14 protein-coding genes are annotated in these 16,503 nt (G+C 44.8%); 7 read left to right on the top strand and 7 right to left on the bottom strand.

All coding sequences use genetic code 11. From position 1 onward, the window contains the following. The first annotated feature begins 136 nt into the window (after positions 1-136). The 7 genes from ACE1CM_RS25170 (at position 137) to ACE1CM_RS25140 (ending at position 6,183) form a co-directional block, all read left to right on the top strand. Positions 137-841 (top strand): isoaspartyl peptidase/L-asparaginase, encoded by a 705-nt coding sequence (locus ACE1CM_RS25170; RefSeq protein WP_374881471.1) that lies wholly within the window; start codon positions 137-139, stop codon positions 839-841. Between the two features lie 105 nt (positions 842-946). Further along, on the top strand, positions 947-1,315 hold the full coding sequence (locus ACE1CM_RS25165) for a hypothetical protein (RefSeq protein WP_374881469.1): 369 nt from the start codon (positions 947-949) through the stop codon (positions 1,313-1,315). A 674-nt stretch (positions 1,316-1,989) separates the two neighbouring features. After that, the gene (nuoH, locus tag ACE1CM_RS25160) at positions 1,990-3,108 is read left to right on the top strand and encodes an NADH-quinone oxidoreductase subunit NuoH (RefSeq protein WP_374881467.1); all 1,119 of its coding nucleotides are present in this window, start codon (positions 1,990-1,992) and stop codon (positions 3,106-3,108) included. Between the two features lie 131 nt (positions 3,109-3,239). Beyond that, positions 3,240-3,821, top strand: a complete 582-nt coding sequence (ndhI, locus tag ACE1CM_RS25155) for an NAD(P)H-quinone oxidoreductase subunit I (protein ID WP_374881473.1) — start codon at positions 3,240-3,242, stop codon at positions 3,819-3,821. A 169-nt stretch (positions 3,822-3,990) separates the two neighbouring features. Further along, positions 3,991-4,638, top strand: a complete 648-nt coding sequence (locus ACE1CM_RS25150; protein WP_374881465.1) for an NADH-quinone oxidoreductase subunit J — start codon at positions 3,991-3,993, stop codon at positions 4,636-4,638. Positions 4,639-4,706: 68 nt separating this feature from the next. Beyond that, on the top strand, positions 4,707-5,012 hold the full coding sequence (nuoK, locus tag ACE1CM_RS25145; protein WP_226578149.1) for an NADH-quinone oxidoreductase subunit NuoK: 306 nt from the start codon (positions 4,707-4,709) through the stop codon (positions 5,010-5,012). Positions 5,013-5,262: 250 nt separating this feature from the next. Continuing rightward, positions 5,263-6,183: an NAD(+) kinase gene (locus ACE1CM_RS25140; RefSeq protein ID WP_374881463.1), complete on the top strand. Its 921-nt coding sequence runs from the start codon at positions 5,263-5,265 to the stop codon at positions 6,181-6,183. Positions 6,184-6,805: 622 nt separating this feature from the next. Here ACE1CM_RS25140 and ACE1CM_RS25135 read toward each other — a convergent pair. The 7 genes from ACE1CM_RS25135 to ACE1CM_RS25105 form a co-directional block, all read right to left on the bottom strand. Then, entirely contained in the window at positions 6,806-7,618 is an 813-nt protein-coding gene (locus tag ACE1CM_RS25135; protein WP_374881461.1) for a PEP-CTERM sorting domain-containing protein, read from the bottom strand. 1,118 nt (positions 7,619-8,736) lie between these two features. Further along, a complete protein-coding gene (locus ACE1CM_RS25130) occupies positions 8,737-9,471 on the bottom strand; it encodes a PEP-CTERM sorting domain-containing protein (RefSeq protein WP_374881459.1) in 735 nt (244 codons plus the stop codon). Positions 9,472-10,008: 537 nt separating this feature from the next. Next, a complete protein-coding gene (gene nblB, locus ACE1CM_RS25125) occupies positions 10,009-10,677 on the bottom strand; it encodes a phycobilisome degradation protein NblB (protein WP_374881457.1) in 669 nt (222 codons plus the stop codon). A gap of 849 nt (positions 10,678-11,526) precedes the next feature. Next, positions 11,527-13,263 carry an iron uptake porin gene (locus ACE1CM_RS25120; RefSeq protein WP_374881455.1) on the bottom strand — a complete coding sequence of 579 codons (1,737 nt, stop codon included), beginning with the start codon at positions 13,261-13,263 and terminating at the stop codon, positions 11,527-11,529. Between the two features lie 54 nt (positions 13,264-13,317). Beyond that, positions 13,318-14,337: a substrate-binding domain-containing protein gene (locus tag ACE1CM_RS25115; RefSeq protein WP_374881453.1), complete on the bottom strand. Its 1,020-nt coding sequence runs from the start codon at positions 14,335-14,337 to the stop codon at positions 13,318-13,320. 138 nt (positions 14,338-14,475) lie between these two features. Continuing rightward, positions 14,476-15,054, bottom strand: a complete 579-nt coding sequence (locus ACE1CM_RS25110) for a hypothetical protein (protein ID WP_374881451.1) — start codon at positions 15,052-15,054, stop codon at positions 14,476-14,478. Continuing rightward, a complete protein-coding gene (locus tag ACE1CM_RS25105; protein ID WP_374881449.1) occupies positions 15,030-15,872 on the bottom strand; it encodes a sterol desaturase family protein in 843 nt (280 codons plus the stop codon). The genes ACE1CM_RS25110 and ACE1CM_RS25105 overlap by 25 nt, the downstream gene beginning before the upstream one ends. Positions 15,873-16,503: the final 631 nt, after the last annotated feature.

Genomic DNA, 16,503 nt, shown 5'->3' with positions numbered 1-16,503 from the left:
TTTCTCTGGCGTTTCTGACAAGAGATTATCAGATGATCGCAGCACAAGTCAATCAAAGATGGCGAATAAATTCGCTCGTGTCCTCTTTCCGCCCCGCTTTAAAAAGACGGGGCTACCAGAGTCCCGGATTATTTAGGTGTACCTGGACGCGGCGATGATCGAGAGCAAAACCCTGGCTTGGGGGGGAGTTGTGGCTGTTCGGGGACTGTCCCATCCGATCTCGGTGGCGCGAAAGATTATGGAGGAGAAACCTAGGCTGCTAGCCTCAGAGGGTGCAGAACGCTTCGCCCGCGACCATGGCTTCCAGATGTGCAAACCAACGGACTTGATCGACTATGAGCAGCGGCAGCACTTCGAGAAGCAGGAAGCGGTTATCGATCGCCCCGCCACTGTTGGCTGCGTCGCCCTGGATGCCAATGGCATCTTGGTTGCCGGAACCTCGACGGGAGGCGTTGCGAATCAGCCACCGGGGCGCGTCGGTGACTCAGCCCTGGTCGGCTGTGGGTTGTACGCTGATGGTCAACTCGGCGCTTGCTCAACCACGGGTGATGGCGAGTCGATTATCCCAGTAGTCCTTGCCAAGACGGCTGTTGATTTGCTCTCTGGTGACAGGCATCCAGACGAGGCAGCGCAAATGGCGAGCGAGATTTTTAAGCAGAAAGTTACCGGAGAGGCAGGGTGCATCCTCCTAGACCCCCAAGGACGGGTGGGATGGGCCCATAACTCCCAGGGTATGGCAGTTGCTTATATCACCTCGGCAATGGATAAGCCAGCTGTTTTTACGAGGAAAGAATCAGAGCTTTATTCGCAAAAGGATTTATTGGTAAGTCGGTCGAATTGACACTCCCACCCCTAGAAGCCACATTCCGCACCCTCAACTGTCACATTGAAGAGATTGACACTCGCCGCTATAAATAGACGGCGATTCTTTCGAGGCATAGTAACTATGCGTAAAGAGAACCAAAATACCGAGCAACCGAGTATTCGAGTTCAGCACTGCGCGGTGCGGCGGATAAAGGGGCGAATGCGATTCGCCCCAACCGCCTTGCCAATTGCGCCTACTCTCTCCGATGCCAGCATCATTGAGGCTACTTTGGAAAAGTTGCTTGATTCACTCGCTTTAAAGCTTTTGCTTGTAGGGGCTAGAAGTAGAGTATTTATTGATACCAGTTTAACCTTTTCGGTTAAACGTCCTTTAACTACAGTGTCCCACTACTGGGAGTTTCACCCGCCTTTAAAGGTCAAAGTGTCTGTGTTAATTATGGCATGTCCTAGGCATTTAAAAATGCCGCGTCGATGTTCCTCCACCACTTAAAAGATGGTGGTTTCCCATCTCCCGTAAGGTTTTAGATGAGAATAAAACTCTCCAGAGAGAGGGAAAGGGGAGCGCTGCTCCCCTTTCCCTCTCTAGCCCACCTTCCGCACCCTCAACTGGCACAAGTTTTTTACGTTACTTCATCTCCATTCGGATTCAATAGTAATTTTAAATACATGTAATACTGAAAAGAAGGGGGGTTGTTATTACCAGCCCATCGTCCCCAATCGCCAAATACCCTTGCATTCGGTAGTGTGACACTTCAGGGTGCCGAATGTGGCTTCTTTTGATCGTCTTTTTTTGCAGGGTGGAATCAAGAAAAGAATTAACAGGGGGTCTCGCCAGCGCTTGACCCCCTGAAGCGAAGATTCTTAATCTTAATTCAATTCAAACCTTCGATCTAAAGATACGAGAGCTAACAGCGTCCCGCTACACTTCAGGTGGTAGTCGCGCCAAGCGGATGGGTGGGGGTCGCCGTCGCTCTGGTTGATCGGTGGTTTTACGAGCTAAGGGATGATTAAAGGCGGGAACTTGTTCTGCCAGTCTTGCTTGAAGCCGATCCTCCTGAGTCCTATACTGATCAGTGGAAGTCGTACAAAAAACTTCACAAAAAAGCATAAACTGGCCTTGACAGTTTGTTGGATCTTGCCCAGTCAATACCATAAGCGGCAAAAATGAATTCAGGAATTGACCTCCAAGAAATTTTTATTCAATCCCTCATGGATCTTGGCATCCCGCCCGGTGCTGCCAAAGCCATTTGGTTGCCCCTACCCATGTTGCTGATGATTATGGGTGCAACGGTAGGAGTGTTGGTGTCCGTTTGGCTGGAACGGAAAATATCAGCCGCCGCCCAACAGCGGATAGGCCCAGAATTCATGGGGCCATTTGGCGTCCTAGCACCCGTCGCAGACGGACTAAAGCTGATTTTCAAAGAAGATATCTTGCCAGCGAAATCGGACTCGTTGCTGTTCACGCTGGGGCCGGTTATCGTCGTCATTCCTGTGTTTCTGTCCTATATGATTGTGCCATTCGGACAGAACCTGGTGATTACCAATATCGGCATGGGGGTATTTTTGTGGATTGCTTTTTCCAGCATCGCCCCGATTGGCTTGCTGATGTCGGGCTATGCCTCCAACAACAAGTATTCCCTGCTGGGGGGTTTGCGGGCGGCAGCGCAGTCGATCAGCTACGAAATTCCCCTGTCACTGTCGGTGATAGCGATCGCTATGATGTCGAACAGCCTCAGCACCATCGACATCGTACAGCAACAATCCGGCTACGGGATTTTAGGCTGGAACATTTGGCGTCAGCCAGTTGGATTTCTGATCTTTTGGATTGCTGCCTTGGCAGAATGCGAACGCATCCCGTTTGACTTACCAGAAGCAGAAGAAGAAATCGTCGCCGGGTATCAAACCGAATATAGCGGCATGAAATTTGGTCTGTTCTATGTCGGTTCTTACGTTAACTTGGTGCTGTCGGCGCTGATTGTTGCCGTATTGTACCTGGGAGGCTGGGATTTTCCGATTCCGATTAGCGCGATCGCATCTATACTCGGCATCAGCGAAACCAACCCCTTCTTACAAATCGTGACTGCCTCCTTGGGCATCACCATGACTCTGCTCAAAGCTTACTTCCTCATCTTCATCGCCATCCTCATGCGCTGGACAGTTCCCCGCGTTCGCATCGACCAGTTGCTAAATTTAGGATGGAAGTTCCTCTTACCAGTTTCGCTGGTGAACTTGCTATTAACCGCCGCCCTCAAGTTGGCATTTCCTTTTGCCTTCGGCGGGTAATCGGTAATAGCGTTCCCACGCAAGATCCGTGGGAACGAGGGTAATCGGTAATAGGCAATAAAAAAACCAATTACCAATTACCAATTACCAATTACCAATTACCAACTACCCAAGAGAGTGAGAACACCATGCTGAAGTTTCTCAAACAAGTTGGCGACTACGCCAAAGAAGCAGTACAAGCCGGGAAATATATCGGTCAAGGATTATCTGTCACCTTTGACCACATGCGTCGGCGTCCGATTACCGTCCAATATCCCTACGAAAAACTCATCCCCTCCGAACGTTTCCGGGGTAGGATTCACTTCGAGTTTGATAAGTGCATTTCCTGCGAAGTTTGCGTCCGAGTTTGCCCGATAAACTTGCCCGTAGTCGATTGGGAATTCAACAAAGAAACCAAAAAGAAACAACTCAAACACTACAGCATCGACTTCGGGGTTTGTATCTTCTGCGGCAACTGCGTCGAATATTGCCCGACTAACTGTTTGTCGATGACAGAAGAATACGAAATTTGCACCTACGACCGCCACGAATTAAACTACGACAACGTGGCACTGGGACGCTTGCCTTATAAAGTAACCAACGACCCAATGGTAACCCCGTTGCGCGAACTCGCTTACCTGCCCAAAGGCGTCGTCGAACCCCACGACTTGCCCGCAGGTTCCCGTCGCGCCGGTCTGCGCCCAGAAGAAATTATCGAACAAATGGAAAAATGAAAAGTGGTAATCGGTAATTTCAGATTTGAGATTTCAGAGTTCAGATTTTAGATAAAAGAAAAGCAGATGGCAAATTTAAATCAAATATCCTTAAATCTTAAATATGCCATCTAAAATCTAAAATCTAAAATTACCAATTACCAATTACCAATTACCAAAGGAAACAGCAGTGAATCTAGCAGAAGGCGTTCAGATAGTTTCGTTTGCATTGCTGGCGGCGATGATGATTGGGGCAGCACTGGGAGTAGTGCTGATTACCAACATTGTCTACTCGGCTTTTTTGTTGGGAGGTGTATTTATCAGCATTGCCGGGATGTATATCTTGCTCAATGCTGATTTTGTTGCAGCAGCGCAGATTCTGATTTATGTCGGGGCGGTTAACGTGCTAATTTTGTTTGCCATTATGTTGGTAAACAAGCGGGAAGATTTTGCTCCCGTTCGCAATGCTTGGGTTCGCAAAGGCGCAACGGCGCTGGTTTGTGCTGGGTTGTTTGTGTTGCTCAGTACGATGGTTTTAGCAACGCCTTGGGCTATTTCAACCGATGTCCCAAATGCGGCTGAAAGTTCTATCGTGCAAATTGGCAAGCATTTCTTTAGCGATTATTTACTGCCGTTTGAACTAGCTTCTGTACTGTTGTTGATGGCAATGGTGGGAGCGATTATTTTGGCGCGTCGCGAGTTCTTGCCCGATGTTTTGCAGCAAGCACCCAATGTACAGCAAGAAGTTTTGACCTTGCCCGAACGTCCTAGAGAATTAGTACCCGCAGCAAGCGATACTTCTACCTTGACGCGAAATAAGGGCGCAATCAACAAATAGCCTTATTTACCAGCGTTGATCGATGCAACGCTGGCTGCAAACCATCGCAATTGGAAACAAGAGGATTCATGCAACTCCAGTACTTTTTGTTATTATCAGCCGCCCTTTTCTGTATCGGAATTTACGGTTTGATTACCAGTCGTAATGCTGTGCGCGTGTTGATGTCAATTGAACTGCTGCTGAATGCAGTCAATCTCAATTTAATGGGGTTCTCTAACTTTCTAGACCCCCTGGGAATCAAAGGCCAGGTGTTTACCGTATTCGTGATTACCGTCGCCGCCGCTGAAGCTGCAGTCGGTCTAGCGATCGTGTTAGCCATTTACCGCAACCGCGATACGGTAGATATGGAGCAATTTAACCTGCTTAAATGGTGAATTTTGTCAAGTGCTAATGGCTAATAGCTAATCGCTAATCGCCCGGGAAGCGTAGCAATCAGAGAATTTTCTTTCCATTAGCCATTAGCCATTAGCCATTAGCCATTAGCCCCTACCGGAAATGAGTTAGTTAAATCTTTATAAGGCAAATCGTTTAAATAGAAATTATATTGGTATTTTGAACGTAGGAAATATTTTAGTGAGATTGGGATTCAAGCGCCCCAAGGGTGGCTGAATTTTAGGAAAGGCCGTGCAATTAAAGCAAGTGATTATTGCTCATAAGGCGGGAGATTCCAACAGCAAGCGCATGGCAGAACAATGCGCTAGGCAACTGGAAAAACGGAACTGTCAAGTATTGATGGGACCGAGTGGGGCAAAGGATAACCCCTACCCGGTTTTTTTAGCGTCATCGACGCAACGGATCGATCTGGCACTGGTATTGGGTGGAGATGGTACGGCATTGGCAGCGGCAAGGAATTTAGCCGCCGATGGCATTCCCATATTATCGGTGAATGTAGGGGGACACCTGGGGTTTTTGACCGAACCATTTGAGGAATTTCAAGATACAGAACGAGTTTGGGATCGCTTGGAAGAAGATCGCTATGCGGTAGAAAGGCGGATGATGCTGCAAGCGTCGGTATTTGAGGGCGATCGCACTAACCGCGATCCGGTGAGCGATCCCTTTTTAGCCCTAAATGAAATGTGCGTCAAACCCGCCTCCCCCGACCGCATGTTAACCTCAATTCTGGAAATGGAAATCGACGGTGAAGTCGTCGATCAGTACCAGGGAGATGGACTGCTGGTAGCAACACCCACGGGTTCCACCTGCTACACCGTTTCTGCCGGTGGCCCAATCGTCCATTCTGGCATGGAAGCAATCGTCGTCACCCCGATTTGCCCTTTAAGCCTCTCCAGCCGTTCGATAGTTTTACCCCCCGGCAGCGTTGTCAGCATCTGGCCTTTGGGAGATTACGAACTCAACACCAAACTTTGGATGGATGGGGTGATGGCTACTGCGATTTGGCCCGGACAGCGAGTAGATGTAAGGATGGCTGACTGTCAAGCTAAGTTTATTATCCTGCGGGAGAACTATTCGTATTATCAAACTTTACGGGAAAAACTCCAGTGGGCGGGGGCGAGAATTCACTACGACAATAACCATCGCCATTGAGATCCAGGGGTCAATCTCGCCTGTGTCTGCCTTCGCGCAGCCCTGGGCATATCGCTAGCTTCCATCGCCAATTTTTCGGCAATTTCTGGCTTGCAGCCGATTTTTGCAGGATATTGCGGCGGTATAAACCGGGTTTTTGCGCTTTTCCCCCGTAAGTCTTGTATTTTCCTGATGACAGCCGGTTTTTTCCGTAATTTTGCGTCAGGACTTACGCAAACACCAAAGTTTCTATGAAAAATCGTTGGTTTGGGAACCAGAGATCGCAGCAAGAAACTAAGGTGATAGGATCGTGGTGCGTAAGTCCTGTGCGTAAGTAAAAATCCCCGATGCCTGCTGACAAGCACAGGACTTACGCACGACCAGAAAAGAAACTTTGGTGAGACCTTGATCTCTGGCAACCAAACCAACGATTTTTCTTAGAAACCGGGTTTTTTTGCCTAAGTCCTATTTCTATGAAAAATCGTTGGTTTGGAACTAGGGATATGCCTCCCTTCCGCACTCGCGTTCGCAGCAAGAAACTTTGGTGTAAGTCCTAAAGCAAAAAAAAGGGGCTAAAAGTCTTACCTTTTAGCCCCAAGTTGCAGGGAGATGACAATTAAACAAGCTGGCAAGGGATGTAAATCTATCTAGTTTTACGACGGCGAGAGGCTGCCAATAAACCACCCACCAAGGCTAAACCTGCAAGCGTACCTGGTTCGGGAACGGATGACGATTTTAGTTCTGCACTCACCAGGGAGAAGTCACTATTCTGGAAAGAATTGAGCCATTCGTCAGTTGGATTGTAGGCATTATCAACAGTAGAACCAGGGAGTGGTTTTAATCCCAAGCTGCTGAGGGAGGAGTTGCCAAAAGGATTGGCGATATCGTACCAACCGCCGCCATCTGGATTAGACCCACTCACGGCATTGACGATTTGATTCAATATCCCTAAACCAGGCACGTTCCACAGAGCAGTCGTAGGGCTGGTAATCCTGAGACTTCCCGTCAGGTTAGTGTTAGAAACAGCGGCGGCTACCTCATAGACTCTATCTGAGAACACTCCAGGTCGATACAAGAAAGAGAGTCCCAGGGATTGGAGGACACCCGTTTTGGGCAGCATCAAGTTTAATTCCTCGCCAGTATTGATCTCGCCGACAACGGGGTCATTGGGACCGCTGGTTATACCCACACCCGTGACACCGTTGACGATCTTGCCCTGTAATGAACCCACATTCGCTGACAGTGTGAAACCGTCAGCTGTTGTACAGCTACCCGTAGTGAAATTACTGATTTGTTGATTAGAAGGACCCGAATAAAAAGGACCCGCCAGACCAGAGCAACTTCCTAAACTAGAGCCGGTAGTAAAGTTAAAAGCTTGAGCTGGAGCAGTTGATAGAGCAAGAACGCCACCAGCGATTACGCTCAAGTAGGCCGAAACTTTGTTGAAATTCATCATCTTTCCTCTTTAGAACCGATCCGAACTTGGATTACTTGGCATACATTAGCAATAGTCTGAGAGTTTGGTTTTTTCGCCCATCCCTCCAACTGGATTGAACTTGAGAAAGGTGTTTTAGTTCAAACAAATCTTCTGAGGGTAGATGCATAGTGTTGAGCTGATAGTCTCTGATTTGCACTTGGGTATCTCAGACCTTGCGTGATGTACTTACGTCTCGATTATAGAAACCCAATTTGGGACTCGGTAGATCTCAGGATGTAAATTCACGGACTCTTCACGGTATCTTTAAATAACTTAGTTAGTAATAATAGGTGTTATAACTGTTGCGCCGCCTACAAAAATAGGAAATTGGCAGAGGGAGAGGAAGTGTAAAGACGCACTTTGGCGCCTGGGTATCTACTTATGCGTTCGGGCGCAAACAGGGACAACAGCGATCGCCTTCAGGGGGCAACAATCGCCCCCAAACCATTACAAACAAAGGATTTGGCGGTTCAGCCCCCAGCTTAAAAATCTGGGCTGATTGGCAAAATATTCTGAAAATATAAAAGAGTACTCAGTTGTGAGTTCACTAAACTACCGGATTTGAAAAGTGCTATTGAGAGCAAAAACCAACGTTATGGGATAGAGGCAATGTTCAAAGACTACTCTCACTGGAGGCTATAACTTGTCAGGTGACAAAGCATCACCTGATAGAATTTGGCAATGACTTCAGCCTGGTTACAAGGAAAAATAACCAAGTTACAGGGGCAGCAGCAATATGTTTGCCGTCTTCAATATCCAGGTATAACAAGGAAGTTGACATAGCAACTTTTGGATAGGTATATATGGTGAAAACTGGCTAATAGCTTTTTATCAATGCCAGTCATGGGTAGAGAAAATGCTTTGTTCTATTCGCAATAAAAAGTTTTTTTATCAAGGTGGTTTGAGAGCCATAAAGCTTATACAGCAACCTAGGAAAGCGATTTCGTCTCCCCCTAAAGCGATCGCCAGTCCCATAGTAAAAATGGCTGTTTGATTGCAAACAGCCCATAATAAATATCGCTAAAAAAATAGGGTTAAAAGTCAAGTCAGACTTTTAACCCCAAGATTCAGGGAGATGACAGCTTGAAACTTAGCTATTAGGAAGCTGCGTTAGCTTTGCGACGGCGAGAAGTCGCCAACAATCCAGCTACGATACCTAGACCGGCAAGGGTGGTTGGTTCGGGAACTGCTCGTTCGGCTTGGGCGCCGATTAAGCTGAAGTCGCTGTTTCTGTAGTCTGTACCAATACCCGGAACCTCGCTAGTGCTATAGGTGTATGGCGTTAGATTCACGCTGCTGACGACATTATTGCCGAAAGGATTTAAGATACTGTACAAGCCACCGCCAGATTGAGTAGAATTCGACAGAGCTGTCAGGGTTTGACTGATACCTAAACCCGCGACTTCCCACAGGGCTGTAGTATTGTTCTGGACTGTGAGGTAGCCCATCAAGCCGCCAGCGGTAACGGTAGCCCGCTCCCACACCTCATCCCCGAATACTCCCGGCTGATACATGAAACCGAGATCGAGGGATTTTAGGATACCACTACCCCCAGGCAGAAGTAAGTTGATAGACTCTCCCAAGTTAATCTCGCCATCAACCCCCTGGCCAGTTACACCCAAACCCGTAACGTTGTTTACTGTTTTGGATTGTAGGGTACCGCCAGTAGCTGTGATGTTGAAACCGTCGTTGGTGGTGCAGCTTGTGCCTCCGGTCGTACAGCCAGAAAGGTTACCGCTGGCGAAATTAAAGGCTTGAGCAGGAGCGGTGGAAAGAGCAATAGCGCTGGTAGCCAGTAAGCCGATAAAAGCCGAAGCTTGTTTGAAATTCATTGGATTCCCCCTTGGAATGTAGGCAAATTAATTATCGAGATCGATACGTTTGCAGCCGTTTGAGATTTTTATTCCCCTGTTTGAGCGATATGAGCAAGGTTTTTTAACCCGAACAGATCTGAGTGTAGATGCAGCGAATGATTTAATAGACCCTGGTGCCTGCGTGTATCTCTCGGTGCCTGCGTGTATCTTCTAACAATTTCATTATATGAACAACACTGGTGCAGCGGAAGTTACTAAGAGGCAAAATTGCTTATTTTTACCGATTCTTTAAATTAGGGGGGACATTTGTTGTTTAAAGTAAAGTTCGTGTAAACAAGCACTTATACGTCAGTTTATCGTCAGCCAGTTACTTGACTAAATTTTAATTTTATGCTTTGGCTTAAATGTTACTAAGGATACAATTTTCTCCTAGAGGGGTGAGCTGGTGGAAGTGGATAAAAATTGCTTTTCCCTTAGAAACGATAATGTTGCGAGACATCTGTGTTATAGTCCCACCTGCCCACCCACACTTGTTTTGCCTACCTGCTCGATGGCCTATGGCTTTGATGGCAAATAGGTTTGGGCTTCTTTTGCGACTAGCTCTACTTCGTCAGTAGCTAGAGTTTCTAAGGTGTTGCGAGCTTCTTCTCCTCCCAGATGACCGAGTGCTTGGGCGACCCTATGGCGGATCTGCCAATCTGGATCTGTGGCGTATGGTACTAAAAGGGGAATTGCCCGTAAATCTCCCAGTTCTCCCAAGGAACCGATCGCCGCAGTTTTCACGATGTCGCTGCTGGAGTTGAGTGCTTCTTGGAGTAGGTCAAAGCATCGCGGATCGCCGAATACTCCCAAGGCGGCAATAATACTGAGCTGAAGCAGCCATTCGGAGGTGTTTTGATAAATTCGGCGCAAGTCTTCAAAGGCGTCGGTTAATTTGAGTGCGGCCAAACAGTCTGCTGCTGCTGCTTGCACGTCGGTTTCGGGGTCGTTGAGCAAGCGATCGCGCAATATAGTATAAGCAGTGGGCAAATCCTGCTCCCCTAAACTATCCAATTGGCTAACAGCGGCATATCGGATGCGAGGGTTGCTGTCTTTAATGGCGGTTTGCACCAACTCAAACGCGATCGCCCGTTCTAGCTGTCGCAAGTGGTTCACGCCGCGTATGCGATCGCCCAGATTTGTCGAACAAAGCAATTCTCTAACAGACTCAGGAGTAATGGTCATTGGTAATCGGTGATTGGTAATGGGTCATGGGTGAAGAGCCAGCCGCGTAGTAAGTAATTTCACTATAATGATTTACGCCAAAATTTAAGCGCAGCGCGCTGGCAATTTTTCCTCAATCGTAGACAGCGAGAGCTTTTGAGCCTAGTCATCATCTCCACTGGGGGGAATTGCATGGGGAAAACTTTCCCTCGTGGCCCGAACAGCGGTAACCATCGGGGTCGAATTGCGCGTACGCATCGGGGAAAGCATCACCGAACTGTTTCTTAGCCAGGACTTACGCACGACGAGAAAAGAAACTTTGGTGAGACCGTCGATCTCTGGTTCCCAAACCAACGATTTTTCGTAGAAACCGGGAACTTGCGCGTAAGTCCTGATCCACTTTTCCAGGTGCAAGATGTGAGTTCCTGGTACTTACCAAGATTCTGGATCTAATTTTATAGCACCTGGTGTATTTATTTGGGAGCAAGTTGAAGTAATTTTTCAGCCAAATCCAAGTGTTAAAAGAGAATTGGCCTTTAAAATATCTATTAACTCAAGTTGCTAGTTAGCTCTTGAAGAGTGGCTAATGGCTAATGGCTAATGGCGAGATTGGTAAAAATCCTCTATTAGCAATTAGCCATTAGCCATTAGCAACCCCGAAGTTTATGACTAGCCACTTGCGTTATTATAAAAACCGGCGTTAAAAGAGGCGAATTTCCTAGATATCCTTAGGATTATGCTACGGAACATGAAGCTATCAATCAAGAATAAATGCCAAAGATGAATTATCAAGTAGATAATCAATCTCGTCCCGTTGAAGAAGTTGCCCGTGAGTGGCTGAAGTCTAAACTATTTGAATATTGGTCTGAATTAAAATATAAACGTAGTTTGGATCAATCCAACCCAAATAGGAGGGTTTGCTGCGTTATGTTCTGGATTTGTAATTATCAAAAATCCCGGAGTTATAAAAATTCTCTCAGTAATTGGGTAGCGATAAGATAACTCAATATGTAAAGAAGTATCCCGATCTTCCCGAGCCACAATATCATTACTTGTCACTTTGGGAGGCATACCAAAGACAAAACTTAATTGACTGCCTAATTTGCCCAAATCTGTTAAGGATGCGGTAATTGCCCAACTCCAGATATCTGCATTAGAACCCTGGGAGCCATTTAAACCATTAACATTAGCTTCAGCTTTAGCGTTAAAGTAGCTAGCCCAACCGCCTAATATAAATTTATCGGTGAGTTTGTAAGTAAATTGTAAGCCAAAAGCATTGGAGGAAGTCGCTGTACTTGGACCAAAAGGTAATTGAGCGAATATGCTGCCCTTACCCCCAGTTACATTAATAGTTGAACCCGGTTCGGGGGCATAGTAGTGACCATAGGTAAAAGCAATCCCGATTTTGTCCGAAGGATTATAGGTTAATTGACTCAAAAGAGTATATTGACCATTAAACAGTCCCTCGTTCGTATTGCTACCAGAACTGGTTAAATAACTGATACCTGCGGCTAGTTTGTCGGTGAAATTATAGTAAACTATTGTACCACTGCCAAAAGCAAAGCCGTATATAGGACTTTCTCCACCAAAATTGGATATTGAGCTGACAGGATTAAGCGCGGGAAAAATGCGCGTGGGAAAGTCCGCAATAGGAGCGATCGCTACTCTGCCGCGATTCCCTATGGGAAATTCATAAAATACCGTTCCTAAGAATATATCATTGCCAGTGTTGATTGCACCTGTAAAACCAGTCATATCTGTACCAGTGAGACTTCTGCCAGAACCCGTAATATTCCCTGCTAACATCTGGGTTCGCAATCTATCTTTACCTGTAAAACTGGTATCCAAGGTCAGTATCGTTGCTCCTGACAGAGTAGCATTTACATCCAATTCTTCCCTCCTGGAGTTACTTCCAGTCACAACTGCTTTCTTGTCACCAAAAGCACCATTTACATTAAAAATTCCCACACCCCGTAAAACTGTAGTAGTGCTAAACTGACGCTGTTGTAGAGAAGTTACTCGCTGTTCTACGTTGCCTATTCTGTTAGTAATTTTTTGGATTTCTGTTGCAAATTCTGCTTGTAATCTTTCGAGGGTTTCCAATTCTTCTTGTTGAGGCAATATATTGTTTAAGCTGCCAATTGAACGTCTAATCTTGAGCAGGCAATTATTTAATGCATCAGCAAATTCATAACGGGTCATAGCCCGATTTCCATTGAAATTTCCGTCACCCGAACCACTAATGCAGCGGTATTTTTCTACTAAGCTACGCAGCGCTTGATACGCCCAATGGTCAGGAGTAACATCTATTAATTGATTGACATTGGTGATTTCCTCAAGTTCTGTAGGCTGATTGCTATCTAGTGTTTCGATTTGCTGAACAAGAGTTTCTTGACCTTGAGATTCTAAATCAGAAGTTACTAAAGGTAATTCATTCCTAGATGATAGTTGGGAAACTAAGGCGTTAGGAATTCCATTTGAATTACTTAAAGATTCTGAATCACTAGGATTTGAGTTTAAAGCTTGGGCTATTACTGGAGATAAAATTAGTAAATTACAACTCAGTATCACTGAGGTAATAGAAAACGAGCCATTCAATTTTTTCATGATTGTTTTGACTGATTAATCCTCACACCTACAACTGCGCCAAATAGCAGATTTTTAATAAGGTCGAATTCTCAATTCATTATTTACAGCTTCACTTGCTTTTTGGGCGACATCTTCGGGAATTCTTGTGTATTCTAACTCCTCATTAAACGTTTGACCCTTTGTTAAAATCCAGTTCAACAAGTTTTGAGTTGCTTTCATGGTATCTGGGTTGAGATACTTTTTATTAATTAGCAGCCAAGTTAAACTCACCAAGGGATAACCATCTTCTGGATCTTTGATATCTTCAGTGGTGAAATCATCATTAAACTTTACCTTTGCTAGGGCTTTTTTGGTTTCTTCTAAAGTTGGTCTAACGTAACTACCCTTCTGATTTTCAATACTGGCAATAGAAAGATTGTTCGCCACAGCAAAGTTTCTTTGGACATAGCCAATAGCACCATTAACTCGTCGTACTTCTCCTGCTATTCCACCATCTTCTGCCAAGGAATTATATACCTTAAATCCCCAATCAGGGTTTCTACTGGCTGGGATTTTTCCCCCCGTTATTTTATTTAAGTATTTAGTCAGAATAAAGCTACTAGCGCAACTGCCAGAACAAACTACGACTTGGATTTTTTGACTAGGAAATCTGGGATCAACCTGTTGCCAATTGCTAATTTGACCGCTAAATATTTTTGCTAGTTTATCACGAGATATTTTCACCTCGTTTGTAGCATTTTCCAGGTTATAAACAATGGCTAAGGCACTTCCCCCTGTCGGCACCATTAGCAAACCATCTTCGATCTGATTTTGCTCAATCGGAGTAGGAATTAAGCTAGTACCTGCAAAATCTACAGACTTATTAGTAAATAACCGAATGCCGCCACCACTACCAACAATGGTGTATTTAAACTTTTCACCTGTTTGCTGTTCGTATTCTCTGCTATAACGCTGATAAAGAGGTTCGGCAAAAGAATCACCTGCCCCCCTAAGTAATACAGCAGTAGCAGGATTGGTGGTGAAAGTAATTGTTGTTGTAGTTACGGCGGCAGTTAAAATTCTCTGCCAATTACCGATTCTAAATGTCTTCATGACTATCTTTATTAGGTAAGGTTTGATAGCGATTAGAAATTGCGGCTACACAAGCAAAACTCTTGATTTTTCATTAGTCTGCCTAGGCCAACTTGGTTTGTGTAGCCCCAGAATTCTATTCTGAGGGCTTTTGTTTTACTAAATCCGAATTTTTTTTCTGTAAATTATCACTTTATTACCATCTGCAGAAATTTCTAACCAAAAATCCTCAATCACAAATTGATAGAAAAACTCACCCAGACGGGTACTCCGCCAAGTGCTGATAAGTTGGTCATTTGGTGCCCATCGTTTGAAAGCTTTTACAGCAATTTCAGGAACTCCACTGGGATCTATTTGCTCATCAACTTGAGTAATAGTGCCACTGGGAGTAACTTGTACTTCAACTTCAAAGCCTTGTTGGTTTTTCCCTCTGAGTATGTATATTAACGAACCATCTGACTTCAGTTCAATTCGGGCTAGGTTAAATTCAGCATTTGTCACTGTTTTTGCTGAAGACATCGCTGGAACTGGTACTTCTTCCATGGGGATTTTTCGGACTATTCCCCCTAGATTTTGGGCTATTAATAAATCTCCTTGAGTTACAGATTCAGCCTGAGTATAACAGGGATAAATGGCGGAATTACAAACAGCCATTCCTGTAACGATCAGTATTTTATGCCAATTTTTTTGGGAAAACATCATGATTTTTTTAGTTAGTTTTTGTTTTTTTGCAGCCATTTATTTAGATGAGACTCAATCAGATTCACTGCGAACATAATTCCCGGCTTCTTTGTCGGAGGATTCAGTGTGTTGAATACCCTGTCCCAAAATCCATTAATGCCATAGTTTCCTTTGAAACAAGTGTGATGAAGATCGTGAAAATCTGCTGGAATGAAAAATATTGATAACGAGCTATGACCTTCCAGGTTGTAAGCGTTGCCTATAATAGTCCAGGCACATAGTTGGGTGATATCATACCCAAATATAAATATAGGCAAACACTCCACAATAGTAACAATAATATATTCAGTTAAGCTTTTATGTCCAGCAACAAAACTTGATGTGTCACTAAACTCATGATGTTTAAGATGTATTTTCAGCAATGATTTTCTGTGAAATAGCCAATGGGTGACGTAAAAACCGAAATCAAAAGCAATTATTCTCATCAAGAACCACCCAAGATTTAGGAGCAAACTATTTCCTCTATGAACCTCTGGCGCTAGATAGAGGATAATTAATGCTGCTATCAAACTTTTGATTTCCCCAATAATGATGCCTTTGGCAGTGAAGGAAGGGAATGGTTGCTTTTTGACTTGCTTAACTCTGGCAGTTAGTTTATCTGTCAAAGTATCATTCTTTTTAATTACTTTTTCAATCAAAAGACCAAGGCTATAAAATGAGACAGAACCAACTATCCAGTACAACAATACCTGAGTTATAAAGTTGAGTTTGATATCTGGCAACAGCCAATAAAATATTTGTTGAACAATTGTGCAGGTAATCCCTATCTTTAAGTAAAATTCTACCTCACAACAGAAATCAAATAATTTTTTCACTCTTGTGTCCTCGGAGTATTTATTTGAACCATTTCAAATAATGCAATATGGGCAGCAATCGTCTCGCAGAGAGGACTTTAGTCCTCACTACAAACAAAAATCTGATACCTCTTAATTTTCCATTGGTATTATCAACCCATTGTTTCTGGGTTATTTGTTGAGGTGTCACTAGCTCATCATTTACATAACCAGCATCGATTAAACTGGCATCGAATTATCTCACAATGCTATTGCTAATGCAAGAGCTTGCTATAAGATTATTTGCCAAGAATCGGATGTTGGTCAGGAATATAAGCCAACAAACCGTATTTTGACTCCCAGCCAGCCCTCATGGATTGCAGATTTCTGGCATCCTGGAATAGCACGCTCACAAAAGGACAAGAAAGCATGAAGGAGGGCAGCAAGTACCAGCCACTCCTGGAATTTCTGCGCGACAACAATCAGCCTTAAGTCATCCTCACCTTTGCAGAAATAGAGGCACTATTGACACTCTCAGGTCTAAAGACACGCTCGATTCTGCTGACAGAGTAAAACTCTCGCTACGACCGTCAAACGTCGTCTACCTAGTCACTCTAAGTCAAGCTTAGGTTCCTATCTACTTTTATTGTTTTCAATGCTTTCGGAGTCCATC

Origin of the sequence: Microseira sp. BLCC-F43 (assembly GCF_041929235.1) — a bacterium.
Taxonomy (GTDB): Bacteria; Cyanobacteriota; Cyanobacteriia; order Cyanobacteriales; family Aerosakkonemataceae; genus Microseira.
This window is presented reverse-complemented; position numbering and strand designations above follow the sequence as displayed.